Genomic DNA, 14,598 nt, shown 5'->3' on the forward strand with positions numbered 1-14,598 from the left:
AACCCGGCTGCGCGCACGGACCGGTGGAATGCGAGAATACGCGGATGCTTCCGCTCAAGTACCTCCAGGCCTATCCCGTCACCTTGCAGAACAAGGTGCGCGAGCTGATCGCGCAAGAGCGCCTGGGTGAGCACCTGGCCAGCCGTTATCCGGATCGCCACGACGTGCAGAGCGACAAGTCGCTGTATGCGTACGTGGCCGACCTGAAGCAGCAGTACATGAAAAATGCACCTGCCATCGACAAGGTGCTGTACGACAGCAAGCTCGACGTGCTGCGCAACGCGCTGGGTCTGCACACCGCGATTTCGCGGGTGCAGGGCGGCCGGCTGAAAGCGAAGAAGGAAATCCGCGTGGCCAGCCTGTTCAAGGCTGCCGCGCCGGAGTTCCTGCAGATGATCGTGGTGCACGAGCTGGCGCACTTGAAGGAGCTGCAGCACAACAAGGCGTTCTACCAGCTGTGCACCCACATGCTGCCGGACTACCATCAGCGGGAATTCGACCTGCGCATGTATCTGACCTGGCGCGAACTGCCATCGACACCCGCCACCGGAAATCATCATGGATAGTGCCGCGCTCCAGAAATACCTGATGCAGTTGTTCGCGCGCCACGATGTCGAGCTGGATCCCGACGAGGACGGCTGGCTGGTCACCGACGACGAATTCCCGGCGATCCGGGCGCAGTGGCATGAGGGCAAGACAGGCGATCCCGGCCGCCTCGACATCGACGTGGTGCTGGACGAGGAGCGTCGCATCGAGGAAAGCCTTGCCGGCTTCGGGGGCGGCGATGCCGGCTGTCGCGACGCGCTGCACGCATTCGAGCAGCACGTGTTCCATCCGTTGCTGGCCGCGTGCTGGTACGTCACGGACGACCGCAAGATGCGCATCGCCGCGTGGGATATCGGCGTGCATACCTGGGACGTGTTCATCGGCTCGTTCAGCGTGCGCGGGGCGCATGGGGCGAGCATGCCGGCCGATGCGCTGGAGTCGATCGAGGCGGCGCTCAAACGCGAGGCGCTGACCCCGCAGCTGCATTGGCTGCGGCTGGTGCACAGCCACGCCGCGGCGGGTGACTCGCGCTGCGAGGCGCTGCTCGACAACGAGCTGTGGACCGCCGGAACGCTGGCATTGAACGCGGTCGCCTGGCCGCAGGCCGGTGACTACAGCGCGCGCTGTTTCATGCTGCTGGATGTGCGCGACTACTGACATCCCCGTCCGCGCGCGATGAAGCACTTCGTGCGAACGTGCGGATCACATCTGGCGAAACAGGTGCAGGTAGTTGCGGCTGACCGGCAGGACGTCGTTGCGCGCCTTCAGGTGGATCTGGGCGGTTTCGTTCTCACCTCGTACCACGTGGTCGATCGCGCGCAGGTTCACCACCACGGCGCGGTGTACCTGTGCGAAGCGGGTGGTGTCGAGCTGTGCCACCAGCTCCTTCAACGGCGTGCGGATCAGCGCCTCGGCGGGCTTGCCCTCGTCACGCCAGGCAATCCGCGTGTACTTCTCGTCGGAACGCAGGAAGTCGATGTCGTTGACCGCGATCATGCGCACGGTCTGACCGACTGACGCACGAATCCATTGCAGCGTGGCGGCGCCGTTATCCTTGCGCAGACGCACCGCGAGCTGTTCGATCAGCGCCTCGGTGTCGAGGGCGGGCTGCGCGGCGAGCAGCCGCTCGCGCAAGCGGGTGACTGTTTCGGCCAGACGCGCCGGTTCCACCGGCTTGACCAGGTAGTCGAGCACCCCGTGCTCGAAGGCCTGCACCGCATACTGGTCGAAGGCGGTGACGAACACGATGTGGGCCCGCCGACCGATGTGGCGCGCGGCTTCCACACCCGACATGCCGGGCATTTGCACGTCGAGGAAGCAGACATCCGGCTGCCGGGCCTCGAACTGTTCGACCGCCTCGCGGCCGTTGCGCGCCTGCGCCACGACGTCAAGCTTCGGCCATGCCTGCGCCAGCAGGCGCGTCAACGCCTTGCGCAGCAACGGTTCGTCGTCGGCAATCAGCGCGGTCGGGTGTTGCGCGCTCATGCGACGTCCTTGCGGGCGGGGAATTCCAGCTCGGCGCATGCGCCGTGTGGCGCGAGCTCACTCAGTCGCAGCTGCGCATCCTGTCCGAAAACCAGCTGCAGGCGTTCGCGGAGTGTCGCGAGCCCCGTGCCGAGACTGCTGCCCGCCGACTGCAGTCCGACGCCGGTATCGACCACTTGTGCCAGGCAGCGGCCATTGCGCAGTGCCACACGAACCTCGATCCGGCCACCATCCTCGCTGGGGTCGATGCCGTGACGCACGGCATTCTCGACCAGGGTCAGCAACGTCATCGGTGGGAAGGACAGCGCGAGGGCGTCGTCGTCGACATGCAGCACGTAGGTCAGCCGGTCGGGAATGCGCATGTGCATCACTTCGAGATACGCACGCACCAGCTCAAGTTCCTGCCCCAGCGTGGTAGCCGGGTTGTGCAGGCGCGGCACGGCGGCGCGCAGGTAGGCGATCAGGCTGCCCAGCACCAGGGAGGCCTGCGGTGAACCGGAATCCACCAGTTCGCGCACGTTGGCCAGCGTGTTGAACAGGAAGTGCGGCTCGACCTGCGCCTGCAGCAGGCGCATGCGCGCGTCGAGCGCCTTGCGTTCAAGTTCGCTGCGCTCGAGTTCGAAGGCGAGCGCCTGCCGCTGCGCCGCGCCGTTGATCTGGCCGATCAGTGCCGACACCGCCATCCACGGGGCGACCAGGAGGCCCATGACGGTCATGAAGCCGAAGCCCGTCAGGCGATCATTGTTGTGCCAGAAGGGGACGAGATCGCTTTGCGTTGTCGCGAAGTAAGCCACCCATGCCGCCAATGGAATCACCATCGCCACGGCGACGACCTGCAGTACCCAACGCGCCATCCGTCGCGGCAAGTGCGCCGGCCACTGCTCGAACAGCCCGAAGGCGAGGGTGCCGAACAGGGCGATGAAGAACACGCGACTGAACAGGACCCAGTAGTGGTCCTCCCACCCCGGCATCAGCAGCAAGCCGAGCAGCGCCGCCGCGCCGAGCGGATAGCGCACGCGCCGCCAGCCGAGCACGCGCGCGAAGCCCTTCGGTTTGGGTGGCAGGTCCATGACAGTCATGGCGCAACGATAGCAAGCCCGCAGGAGTTGCAGGACGTATCTGGCGCCACGCCGAGCCACACTTCCGCAGACCGAGGTGCGTCGGGCCGGCGCTATGGTGATACGGCGGCGACCGGCGCGGGTACACGCACGCCCGCGATCAACAGCCATAGCGTGAATGCCACCTCGCCAAGGAGTATCGGGGTGGCAATCGTGGAGACTATCTCCGGGTAGCCGGGCCAGAGCAAACCCATGACGCTCAGCACGACATAGGTCAGGCCGTTGACGATCAGCCAGATGCCGAGCAGGCGGGGTACAAAGCCCGAGCGGCAGGCAAGCCAACCGAGCGGCAACAGCCAGAGCCCCCAGAACATCTGGGATACGAGAGTCGCATGATCATTCAACTTCAGTAGCAGGATGGCCACTGCCTGCTGTTGCGCCGGGTCGAATGCAGCGAGGAAATCGCCACCGCGCAGGAAGGAGAGGGCGGCTATGTCGTTGGCGACACCCGCGAATGCGAGTGGCGCGTCGAGCAGTACCAGCAGCACCATCAGGATGGCAAGCCGCGGGCCCGCCGATTTGAGCAGTTGAGACAGTGCCAGGACGGTGGCTATGAAGAACAGCTCCGAGAGGAATTCGATGGCGATATAGGCGCGAAACAGCGACTGGTGCGCCAGAATGTTGCTGGCCGTCGCGGCTGAGTCTCCGGGCACGAACAACTTGCCGGGCACATACATGAGTGTGTAGAAACCGGTGATCACGAGCAGCAGGTACAGGAATCCCGCCAGTCGTGCCGTTCGATCGAGCGGATGCATTGTGTTTGTCTCCCTGTAGTCTGATCGTGCTTTTCGTTGCGATTGAGACCCTGCAAAGGTTCACGTTGCAGCGGTTGCGAGCGACGGGCGACGCCTAGCGAAGATGCGGCAGCCACAGCATCATCGTTGCCGCGAAAATGCCCACTGCAGTGACCAGCGTCGAGGCAAGCAGGCCTGATGCCATGGCCAGCTGGCCGCGCGTTCCGCCATGGTCTTGCGCGTGGAAGTAGGGCTGGAGCAGGGCCAGTGGCAGCAGGTACTGGGCGAAGGCGATGGTGGTCAGCGCCGGTCCGGTGAACGTCTGCGGGTCGAAACCCGCCGGCCCCTGGTTCAGCATGATCCAGAAGGTCAGCCCGATGCGGAAAAACCACACACCACTCACCACCAGGAACAGGCGCAGCGCCCAGCGCCGATGCAGCGCAAAGCGACGGGCCAGTGCATGACGCAAGACCATCACGGCGCACAACATGATCAGGATGGCGTTGATGCTGATTGCGATGTGCTGGGACAGATCGCCCACGCGGGTTCCCGTCCACACCATGACCAGGCCGCCGAGACCCATCACGAAAGCGGAGACCAGATACACGCGGCCGTTCAAGCGGTGGAAGCGGGGAAACAGGCGGCGTACTCCCGTGGTCAACTGAAGCAATCCGCCGCCGGTGATCAACGCGGCGAACGCCAGATGCATCGCCACGACGACGTTGTGCACGGGATCGCCTGCAATGTGACTGCGTGGAAACACCTGGTTCCAGGCTTCGAACTGACCCAGCAGCGCGGTGCGTCCGTAGAAGCCGAACAGGTAGGCAAGAAACATCAGCTGGCCCACGGCGGCCACCACGAACCAGCTTGTGGCCGCGAATTTCAGCGCCTTGGTTGCCCGGCTGGACGAGACACTGCGCCGAGAGGCAGTGAGTGGCGGTTGTCGGCTCGCCCGCGGAGCGCCCGCGGGGCGTGAGCCGGTGGGGAGAGTCGTCGCGTCGAGCGGAGGAGTCATGGCGGCCTGTTCCGGGGTGCGTTCCGGAACAGTGTTGTTTCCGGCGAATCAGCGCGGAAGACGCCAGGCGACGGGCGACGGTCTCAGGTAGCCCAGAGGCGGGCAGAGACGACGAGTTGCGGGATGCGAAGTGCTTGCAGGTATTGAAATGCGCCCGTGCACGCAAATTTGCTCGATCACAAAACGAACGGGCGCCAGCAAGGCGCCCGCTCCATGCTATCGAACCACGATGGTTCGCATCAGTTCGGCAACGACAGATCGTCCAGCAGCGCCTTGAGGAAACGGGCCGCTTCGCCGCCGGTGGCGGCGCGGTGATCGAAGGTGAGGCTGATCGGCATGCGCCGGTGCACTTCGATGCCGCCCATCACGGCGACCACGTCGTGGCTGAGCTTGCCGGCGCCGATGATGGCGACGGTCGGCGGCACCACCACCGGGGTGGCGTAGCGGCCGGCGAACATGCCGAAGTTGCTCAGGCTGATGGTGTAGCCGGACAGTTCCGACGCGGGGATGGTGCGATCCTCGACTTGCGTGCGCAGGCGCTTGATCGCGGTGCGGATGCCGGCGGCATCGAGCACGTCGGCATTGCGCAGCGCGGGCACGAACAGGCCGTCGTCGGTATCCACCGCGATGCCGATGTCCACCTGCGGGTGCATGGTGCGGCTGAGGTTCTTGCCGTCGAACCAGGCGTTCAGCGCCGGCACCGCCTTGCAGGCGGCGACGATGGAGCGGATGAGCCGGGCGGTGATGTCCTGCTTGCCGATCCAGCCGTGCAGGTCGGCGTCGTCGACCAGGGTGGTCGGCACGACTTGGGCGTGGGCGTCGGCCATCACGCGGGCCATGTTGCGGCGTACGCCCTTGAGCTGTTCCGGCTGGCCACTGGCGGTCTGCGACGGCGGCGCGGTACGCACCGGCTTGCCGGCCAGCGAAACCGGGCCGCGCTGCGGTTCGGCCTGCGGCAGCTCCGGCGCGAGATGACGACCCGCGGAAGCCGGCACGCCCCGCGCGGGTGCGGCGCCCAGCGCAGCCGTGCCATTCGCGGCGGCTTCCTTGACGTCCTTCATCGTGACCACGCCATCGGCGCCGCTGGGGCGCACGCGGGTCAGGTCGACCTTGAGCTTCTTCGCCAGCGCTCGCACGGCCGGCACGGCCTTGACGCCGCCGATGCTGGCCGCCTGTTCCACGTGCACGGTGTTGCCACTGACCATCGCGCCGACCACCGTGCCTTCGTCCTCGCGATCGGCCTTGGTCGCAGCGGGTGCCGGCGCGGGGGCGGGTGCCGGGGCCGGTGCGGCCTCGGTTCTCTTGGGGCCATGCTGATGGCCGGTGTCCTGCGATTCGGCACGCTGTTTTGCGTTCGGATCGGGTTCGAACTCCGCCAGCGCGGCGCCGGTCTCGATCACATCGCCCTCGGCACCGTGCAGCTTGGTCACCTTGCCGGTGTACGGAGAGGGCACGTCGACGACCGCCTTGGCGGTTTCCATCGAACACAACGGGGCGTCGAGCTTGATGGTGTCGCCCACCTTCACGTGCCACTCGACCACGGTTGCATCGGGCAGGCCTTCGCCGAGGTCGGGGAGGTAGAACGTCTTGATGTCAGCCATTTTTTTGTCCGGGATTTGGGATTCGAGATTCGGGATTCGGTAGGTGCGGAGCGGGCTTTGTTTTGACAAATCCCGAATCCCCAATCCCGAATCCCGTTGGTCAGCTCAGCTGACCGCCAGCGTACGCTTGGCCGCGTCAACGATGCGTTCCACGCTGGGCAGGTATTTCATTTCCAGGCGGAACAGCGGGATGTGCGTGTCCGGACCGGTGACGCGCTCGACCGGCGCTAGCAGGTCGTACAGGCATTCCTCGGCCACGCGGGCCGCGATCTCGGCGCCGAAGCCGGCGGTCTTGGGGGCTTCGTGCACGATCACGCAGCGGCCGGTCTTCTGCACCGATTCGGCGATGGTGTCGAAGTCCAGCGGGGTCAGCGTGGCCACGTCGATCACTTCGGCGCTGATGCCTTGCTCGGCCAGCGCGTCGGCAGCTTCCAGCGTTTCCTTCACCTGCGAGCCCCACGTCACCAGGGTCACGTCGGAACCGTCACGCAGCACGAAGCACACGTCCATCGGCAGCGCCTCGCCGTCGTCCGGCACATCTTCCTTGTACTGGCGGTAGATGCGCTTGGGCTCGAAGAAGATCACCGGATCCGGATCGCGGATCGCGGCCAGCAACAGGCCGTAGGCACGCGCCGGGGATGACGGAAGCACCACGCGCAGGCCGGGAATGTTGGTGAAAAGGTGCTCGTTCGCCTCGGAATGATGCTCCGGGGCACGGATGCCGCCACCCCAAGGCGCACGCCATACGGCCGGAACCGTCAGCCGACCACGGGTGCGGTTGCGCATGCGCGCGGCGTGGCAGGCGATCTGCTCCATCATCGGGTAGATGAAGCCTTCGAACTGCGCTTCGGCGACCGGCTTCATGCCTTGCACGGCCAGACCGACGGTGACGCCGGCGATGGTGGTTTCGTCCAGCGGCGTGTCGAGTACGCGCAGTTCGCCGAACTTTTCCTGCAGGCCCTGGGTGGCGCGGAACACGCCGCCGTTGAGGCCGACGTCCTCGCCCAGCACCATGACCGATTCGTCGTGTGCCATCTCGTAGGCCAGCGCCTGGGTGACTGCTTCGATGAGAGTGATTTGTGCCATGACTCAGTGACCCTTGTTGGATTCGGGCTGGTTTTCAAGCGACAGGACGTAGTCGCGCTGCTTGGCGAGGTCGGCCGGGACCTCGGCGAAGATGTAGTCGAACATCGCCGTCACCGGCTGGGTCTTGGTCTCCAGGTAGGCGTTGACCTCGTTGTCCATCCACTCGTCGCACTCGGCCTTCCAGGCTTCCTCCTTCGCGTCATCCCACACTTTCTTCTTCACCAGCCAGTTGCGCAGGCGCTTCATCGGCTCCTTCGCCCACGCTTCGTCGACTTCGTCCTTGCCGCGGTAGCGACGTGCGTCGTCGGCCGTGGTGTGGTCGCCGAGCCGGTAGGTCACCGCCTCGATCACGCTGCCGCCTTCACCGTTGCGCGCGCGCTCCAGCGCGTCTTCCATCGCCTTGCGCACGGCGATGATGTCGTTGCCGTCGACCTGGATGCAGTACAGGCCCGCCGCGATGCCTTTCTGGGCCAGCGTCGGCGCGCCGGACTGGATCTTGCGCGGCACCGAGATCGCCCACTGGTTGTTGACGATGACCGCCACCAGCGGCAGGTTCTGCGCGCCGGCGATGTTGATCGCACCGTAGAAGTCGCCCTTGGACGAACCGCCGTCGCCGATGGTGCACACCGCCACGCGCTTCTCGCCGCGAATCTTGAACGCCAGCGCGGAACCGGCCGCATGCAGGCACTGGGTGCCGATCGGTACCGACCAGGCGAAATCGTGCCGCGCCGGCTCGGTCTGGTAATCATTGCCGCGCTCGTCGCCGCCCCAGTACATGTAGACCTCGCGTGGCTGCACGCCGCGATAAAGCTGCGCGCCGTACTCGCGGTAGCTGACGGCCAGCACGTCTTCGGGCTTCATCGCGCTGCCGATGCCGACATGGGCCGCTTCGTGACCCAGGCAGCTGGCATAGGTGCCGAGCTTGCCGGTGCGCTGCAGCGCGATCGACTTGGCGTCGAACACGCGGGTCGACATCATCAGTTTGTACAGCTCGACCATGTGGTCGAGATCCTTGGCGAAGGCGGGCAGGTCCTTGCGGACCTCCTTGCCCTCGGTGTCGAGGTATTGCAGGTATTCGATTTCGAATTTGGCGGCGATGGTCACGACTCGCTCCGGGGTGATGACAAGAGGGGAAACCTGGTTGCGCGTGTCCCGCACGGATCGGCGGGACACAAACGACTGCACAAGACCGCGCTTGATAACAGGAGCGCATGTTGCGCTGCAAGGTACAGTGCAGCATTCGAAGGCGTACGGCGGGGGCCGCGCAGCCACTGAAAATTCGCGCCAGCCCGCGGCTGCAGTGGGCTTTTCACGACACCATCGTAACTGAACCGTGCGTCGGGCACCCTGTCCTCGATCAAGCGGCGCAGCAGCTTTCGCCACCCGTCCAGCCGCGCGGGTGACGAACTCGTTCAATGCGGTGGAGCGATCCAATTGTCACGGATCAAGGCCCGGAGCGGCGGGCTGCCGCTACCATCAGCGTTTCCCAACCACGCGACGGAACCCCATGAGCGACAACCAGCGCGATCTCGAGGCAGGCATCCAGACCGATCTCGACGGAAAGATCACCTACGGCGGTTATCTGCAGCTCGATACGTTGTTGTCGGCCCAGCAACCGCTGAGCCAGCCACCGCATCACGACGAGATGCTGTTCATCGTGCAGCATCACGTGTCCGAGTTGTGGATGAAGCTGCTGATTCACGAACTGATCGCGGCACTGGCGCACTTGCAGCGCGACGACGTGGATGCGTGCCTGAAGATCCTGGCGCGGGTGAAGCAGGTGCAGCGCCAGCTGTTTGAGCAATGGGCCGTGCTGGAAACACTGACACCATCGGAATACCTGGAATTTCGTGGCGTGCTGGGCCCGTCTTCCGGCTTCCAGTCGCTGCAATACCGCAAGATCGAATTTCTGCTGGGCAACAAGAACGCCGACATGCTCAAGGTGTTCGCCCACGATCCGGCCGGGCAGGCCGAGCTGCGCGCGGTGCTGGAAGCGCCCAGCCTGTACGACGAGTTTCTGCGCTACCTGGCCCGTCGCGGCCATGCGGTGCCGGCCGAACTGCTCGAACGCGACTGGACCTGCGCGTATCGGCGCAACGAGCATCTGCTGCCTGTGCTCAAGCGCATCTACGAGGAGCGCGCCTCGTTCTGGCCCGAGTACCACATGTGCGAGCAACTGGTGGATGTCGAAGAGAGCTTCCAGCTGTGGCGCTTCCGCCACATGAAGACGGTGGAGCGGATCATTGGCCATCGCCGCGGAACGGGCGGCTCGTCCGGGGTGAGTTTCCTGAAGAAGGCCCTCGACCTGGAGTTTTTCCCGGAGTTGCTGGACGTGCGCACCGTACTGGGAAGCTGAACGCTGCTGCAGCGCATTTGACGATCGCGCGGGCTCCGGTTACATCTGGCGTCGCATTTTCTTTCGATCAATCGAAACACCAGGGGTCAGCATGAGCCATACCACCATCGCCGATGACCGTCGGCCGGTACCCGAATACCCGCAGCTGCTCGGTCACCCGAAACCGCTGTGGATGCTGTTCATGTCGGAGTTCTGGGAACGCTTTGCGTTCTACGGCATGCGCTGGGCGCTCACGTTGTACATCGTGGCGCAGTTCCACGGCGGCAATGATGCCGGGCAGGCCGATGCCAGTCGCATCTACGGCGCGTACCTGGCGCTGGTCTATGCCACCGCAGTGTTCGGCGGCTACATCGCCGACAAGGTGATCGGTTACCAACGCTCGATCCTGCTCGGCGCCGTGGTGATGGCCGCCGGCCTGTTCATGGTGATGGTGCCTAACCGGGAGATTTTCATGCTCGGCCTGGCCACCATCATCGTGGGCAACGGCCTGTTCAAGCCGAATATCTCCTCGATGGTCGGGCAGCTCTATGCCCCGGGCGATTCACGTCGCGATCGCGGCTTCACCCTGTTCTACATGGGCATCAATGCCGGCGCGCTGATTGCGCCGATCCTCACCAGCTACCTCGCCGAGCAGGTTTTTGGCACGCCGCAGCAGGACAACTACCACGTGGTGTTCGCCGCGTCGGGCGTGGGCATGCTGATCAGCCTGGTCTGGTTCTGGTTTGGTCGACGCCAACTGGGAGACGTCGGTCGACCGGCGCCGGAGATTGCCAGCAAGGCGCGCGTCGTCTACGTGACGCTCGGCGTGCTGGTGGCGGTTCCGCTGGTCTATCTGCTGATGGATCGCGCCGGCGCTGTCGTTATCCAGTGGTTGCTGACGCTGCTGTTCGTCGGCGTCGGCGTGATGCTGGTGATCGAGGCGATCCGCACCGGCCGGGTGCAGATCCAACGGGTGATCGCGATGCTGATCATCTTCGCCTTCAACGTGTTGTTCTGGATGTTTTTCGAGCAGGCCGGCAGCTCGTTCAACTTCCTGGCGCAGAACATCGTGGAAAGGAACATCCTGGGCGGCTGGGAGTTCCCGGTCGGGTGGTTCCAGTCGGTGAACCCGGTGGCGATCGTGGTGTTGGCACCGCTGGTGGCCCTGATCTGGGGCTGGCTGGACAAGCGCGGCGCGGAGCCATCGATTCCGCGCAAGTTCGGTCTGGGCCTGATCGGCAATGCGCTGGGCTTCGCGGTGCTGATGTATGCGCTGTCCAGCCTGGTTGGCAGCGACGGCCTGATTCCGCTGTGGACGCTGGTGCTGTGCTACGTGCTGCAGACGGCGGGCGAGCTGTGCCTGTCGCCGATCGGATTGTCGATGGTGACCAAGCTGGCGCCGGTGCGCCTGGTCGGCCTGGGCATGGGCGGATGGTTCCTGTCCACCGCCATCGGCAACAACCTGGCCGGCCTGTTCGCCGCCAGCGTCAGCGGGGAGGAAGGCATGACCGTGGCCTCGGCCCTGTCCGGCTACACCATGGGCTTCTGGATCCTGTTCGGTGGCGGCGTGCTGTTGTTCCTGATCGCGCCGTTGATCAACAGGCTGATGCACGGGGTGCGGTGAAGCGAGGAGTGAGTGGAGAGGAGTGAGGAGTTAGAGAGAGCCGCTGTTGCTCACCGCTCACTCCTGGTCACTCATTTCTGCTCCAGCAGCTTGTCCAGGATGCGCGTGAGCCATGCGCGCTCCTCGATATCCAGCTTGGCCAGCACTTCGCGTTCGCGCGCACGAGCCATCGGTGCGACTTCGTCGTGCATGGCCCAGCCCGCGTCGGTGAGGCTGAGCACCGAGCGGCGCTTGTCGCCATCGTGCGTGTCGCGGTTCACGCGTCCGGCTTCCACCAGGCGTGCCAGCGCGCGGCTCACGGCCACCTTGTCCATCGCGGTGCGTTCGGCCACCTCGCGTGCCGACATGCCTTCGAAACGTGCCAGCACGGCCATTACCCGCCATTCGGTCATGGAGATGTCGTAGCGGCTCTGGTAGTCGCTGGCGATGGTCTGGCTGATCGTGTTGGACAGGATCGAAAGACGATAGGGCAGGAAGTGTTCCAGCTGCAGCGGCGCGTGCTCGGCGCTGGCGGGAACGGGCTTGCGTGTGGCAGGCATGGCGGCTGGACTCCTTGCAATTAGTTGCATTTGTAACTATAACGTGGGACTTACCTCGATGGTGGCACGCTTGGCAGCTGCCGACGTGCACCGACACACAGGAGAGCGCCATGAACGCCCAGCCCAATCTTGGCATGCAGGTCACCACGTTCGAGAACCCGATGGGTATCGACGGCTTCGAATTCGTCGAGTTTGCCGCGCCGAAAGGCCGTGGCGGCGAGTTGCATGATCTGTTCAAACGCATGGGGTTCACGGCGGTGCTCAAGCACAAGTCGCGCCCGATCACCGTGTACCGCCAGAACCGTGTCAACTTCCTGGTCAACGAGGATCCCAATTCGTTTGCCGCCGACTTTGCCGACAAGCATGGTCCGTGCGCCTGTGGCTTCGCGATCCGCTTCCGCAAGCCCGCGGCCGAGGTGCTGGCCAAGGTGTTGGGCAATGGCGGCGAGGCGGTTGATCACAAGGAGGCCAGCAAGGCCGTGTCCGCGCCGGTGGTCAAGGGCATTGGCGATTGCATGCTCTACCTGGTCGATCGCTATGGCGATGCCGGCAGCATCTACGACGGTGACTACGTGCCGGTCGAAGGCGCCGAGCAGAATCCGTCCGGTTTCGGGCTCACCTTCATCGACCACCTGACCCACAACCTGCACTTCGGCAACATGCAGAAGTGGTCGGATTACTACGAGAAGCTGTTCAACTTCCGTGAGATCCGCTACTTCGACATCAAGGGCGCCAAGACCGGCCTGGTGTCCAAGGCGATGACCGCGCCCGATGGCATCGTGCGCATTCCGCTGAACGAGTCGAACGACCCGAAAAGCCAGATCAACGAGTATCTCGATGCGTACAAGGGCGAGGGCATCCAGCATATTGCCTGCTTCACCGATGACATCTACGCCACGGTGGAAAAGATGCGCGCGGCGGGCGTGGAGTTCCTCGACACGCCGGATGCGTACTTCGAGGTGATCGACGAACGCATTCCCAACCACGGCGAAGACGTACCGCGGCTGGCAAAGAACAAGATCCTGATCGATGCCGACATGGAGACGAAGAAGCGCCTGCTGCTGCAGATCTTCACCCAGAACAACATCGGCCCGATCTTCTTCGAGATCATCCAGCGCAAGGGCAACGAAGGTTTCGGCGAAGGCAATTTCCAGGCGCTGTTCGAATCGATCGAGCGCGACCAGATGAAGCGTGGTTTCCTCTGAGGAGCTTCTGCGATGGACGTACGCAGTTACCAGTCGGGATTCGGCAACGAATTTGCCACGGAAGTGATCGCCGGCACCTTGCCGGTCGGCCAGAACTCGCCGCAACGCGTGGCGCATGGTCTGTATGCGGAGCAGTTGTCGGGCACCGCGTTTACCGCGCCGCGCCATCTCAACCGGCGCAGTTGGCTGTACCGGATTCGCCCGGCGGCCGTGCACGAGCCGTTCCAACCGTTGGCGCACGCCACCTTCCACAATCGCTTCGACGAAACGCCAGCCACGCCCAACCAGTTGCGTTGGGACCCGTTGCCGCTGCCGGAGGCGCCGACCGACTTCATCGAGGGCCTGGTGACCCTGGCCGGCAATGGCGGCGCGGCCGAGCAGGGCGGCATCGGCATCCATCTGTATGCGGCAAACCGGTCGATGCAGGGTCGATTCTTCTACGATGCCGACGGCGAGCTGCTGGTCGTGCCGCAGCAGGGTCGCCTGCGTCTGGCCACCGAGCTGGGCGTGATCGAGCTCGAGCCGCAGGAGATCGCGGTGATTCCACGGGGTGTGCGTTTTCGCGTCGACCTGCTCGATGGCGAGGCGCGCGGCTATATCTGCGAAAATTTCGGTGCGCTGCTGCGCCTGCCCGAACTCGGCCCGATCGGTTCCAACTGCCTGGCCAACGCACGTGATTTCCTCACGCCGGTGGCGGCATTCGAGAACGTCGAAGGCGATTTCGAGCTGGTCGCCAAATTCCAGGGCGGGCTGTGGACGGCATCGATCGGCCACTCGCCGCTGGACGTGGTCGCCTGGCACGGCAACTGTGCGCCGTACAAATACGACCTGCGCCGCTTCAACACGATCGGCTCGATCAGCGTCGACCATCCCGATCCGTCGATCTTCACCGTACTGACCTCGGCCAGCGACACGCCAGGCACCGCGAACATGGACTTTGCGATCTTCCCGCCGCGCTGGCTGGTGGCGCAGCACACGTTCCGGCCGCCGTGGTTCCATCGCAACGTGGCCAGCGAATTCATGGGCCTGATCACCGGCGTGTACGACGCGAAGGCCGAGGGTTTCGTGCCGGGCGGCGCCTCGCTGCACAACTGCATGAGCGCACACGGCCCGGATGCGGCCACCTTCGAGAAGGCGTCGAGCGCGGATCAGACCAAACCGGATGTGATCGACGGCACCATGGCCTTCATGTTCGAGACCCGCAAGGTGATCCGTCCGACCCGGCAGGCGCTGGACGCGCCGCAGTTGCAGGGCGACTACCAGCAGTGCTGGCAGGGACTGCGCAAGCATTTCAAGGAACCTTGATGAAA

14 protein-coding genes are annotated in these 14,598 nt (G+C 64.6%); 6 read left to right on the forward strand and 8 right to left on the reverse strand.

Features of this window, described 5'->3' with window-relative positions; genetic code table 11:
- The first annotated feature begins 44 nt into the window (after positions 1 to 44).
- Positions 45 to 566, forward strand: a complete 522-nt coding sequence (locus tag AC0L58_RS02300; protein ID WP_473686275.1) for a YgjP-like metallopeptidase domain-containing protein — start codon at positions 45 to 47, stop codon at positions 564 to 566.
- Positions 559 to 1,203 (forward strand): DUF6348 family protein, encoded by a 645-nt coding sequence (locus tag AC0L58_RS02305; protein WP_473686277.1) that lies wholly within the window; start codon positions 559 to 561, stop codon positions 1,201 to 1,203. The genes AC0L58_RS02300 and AC0L58_RS02305 overlap by 8 nt, the downstream gene beginning before the upstream one ends.
- Positions 1,204 to 1,248: 45 nt before the next feature.
- On the opposite strand, the gene AC0L58_RS02310 is transcribed toward AC0L58_RS02305, so the two are convergent.
- From AC0L58_RS02310 to pdhA, 7 genes are all read right to left on the reverse strand, one after another.
- Complete coding sequence (locus tag AC0L58_RS02310; RefSeq protein ID WP_473686279.1) at positions 1,249 to 2,031, reverse strand: LytR/AlgR family response regulator transcription factor; 783 nt, start codon at positions 2,029 to 2,031, stop codon at positions 1,249 to 1,251.
- Positions 2,028 to 3,110: a sensor histidine kinase gene (locus AC0L58_RS02315; RefSeq protein ID WP_473686281.1), complete on the reverse strand. Its 1,083-nt coding sequence runs from the start codon at positions 3,108 to 3,110 to the stop codon at positions 2,028 to 2,030. Before AC0L58_RS02315 ends, AC0L58_RS02310 begins: the two co-directional genes overlap by 4 nt.
- 92 nt (positions 3,111 to 3,202) lie before the next feature.
- Positions 3,203 to 3,904 (reverse strand): DUF4386 domain-containing protein, encoded by a 702-nt coding sequence (locus AC0L58_RS02320; RefSeq protein ID WP_473686283.1) that lies wholly within the window; start codon positions 3,902 to 3,904, stop codon positions 3,203 to 3,205.
- Between the two features lie 94 nt (positions 3,905 to 3,998).
- Entirely contained in the window at positions 3,999 to 4,898 is a 900-nt protein-coding gene (locus tag AC0L58_RS02325; RefSeq protein ID WP_473686285.1) for a DUF2306 domain-containing protein, read from the reverse strand.
- Between the two features lie 239 nt (positions 4,899 to 5,137).
- Positions 5,138 to 6,499: a dihydrolipoamide acetyltransferase family protein gene (locus AC0L58_RS02330; RefSeq protein WP_473686287.1), complete on the reverse strand. Its 1,362-nt coding sequence runs from the start codon at positions 6,497 to 6,499 to the stop codon at positions 5,138 to 5,140.
- Between the two features lie 105 nt (positions 6,500 to 6,604).
- Entirely contained in the window at positions 6,605 to 7,585 is a 981-nt protein-coding gene (locus tag AC0L58_RS02335) for an alpha-ketoacid dehydrogenase subunit beta (protein WP_473686289.1), read from the reverse strand.
- Positions 7,586 to 7,588: 3 nt separating this feature from the next.
- A complete protein-coding gene (pdhA, locus tag AC0L58_RS02340) occupies positions 7,589 to 8,689 on the reverse strand; it encodes a pyruvate dehydrogenase (acetyl-transferring) E1 component subunit alpha (RefSeq protein ID WP_473686291.1) in 1,101 nt (366 codons plus the stop codon).
- A 403-nt stretch (positions 8,690 to 9,092) separates the two neighbouring features.
- Here pdhA and AC0L58_RS02345 point away from each other — a divergent pair, with 403 nt between their 5' ends.
- Both AC0L58_RS02345 and AC0L58_RS02350 read left to right on the forward strand, forming a co-directional pair.
- A complete protein-coding gene (locus AC0L58_RS02345) occupies positions 9,093 to 9,941 on the forward strand; it encodes a tryptophan 2,3-dioxygenase (protein ID WP_473686293.1) in 849 nt (282 codons plus the stop codon).
- Between the two features lie 91 nt (positions 9,942 to 10,032).
- Positions 10,033 to 11,544 carry a peptide MFS transporter gene (locus tag AC0L58_RS02350; RefSeq protein ID WP_473686295.1) on the forward strand — a complete coding sequence of 504 codons (1,512 nt, stop codon included), beginning with the start codon at positions 10,033 to 10,035 and terminating at the stop codon, positions 11,542 to 11,544.
- A gap of 71 nt (positions 11,545 to 11,615) precedes the next feature.
- Here AC0L58_RS02350 and AC0L58_RS02355 read toward each other — a convergent pair whose 3' ends face one another.
- Positions 11,616 to 12,083, reverse strand: coding sequence for a MarR family winged helix-turn-helix transcriptional regulator (locus AC0L58_RS02355; protein WP_473686297.1), 468 nt, complete (start codon positions 12,081 to 12,083; stop codon positions 11,616 to 11,618).
- A 110-nt stretch (positions 12,084 to 12,193) separates the two neighbouring features.
- Here AC0L58_RS02355 and hppD point away from each other — a divergent pair, with 110 nt between their 5' ends.
- Together hppD and hmgA are read left to right on the forward strand one after the other, a co-directional pair.
- On the forward strand, positions 12,194 to 13,288 hold the full coding sequence (hppD, locus tag AC0L58_RS02360) for a 4-hydroxyphenylpyruvate dioxygenase (RefSeq protein WP_473686299.1): 1,095 nt from the start codon (positions 12,194 to 12,196) through the stop codon (positions 13,286 to 13,288).
- Between the two features lie 12 nt (positions 13,289 to 13,300).
- Positions 13,301 to 14,593: a homogentisate 1,2-dioxygenase gene (gene hmgA / locus AC0L58_RS02365; protein ID WP_473686301.1), complete on the forward strand. Its 1,293-nt coding sequence runs from the start codon at positions 13,301 to 13,303 to the stop codon at positions 14,591 to 14,593.
- The last annotated feature ends 5 nt before the right edge of the window (positions 14,594 to 14,598 follow it).

The sequence above is a fragment of the Rhodanobacter sp. G2-10 genome (genome assembly GCF_055809185.1).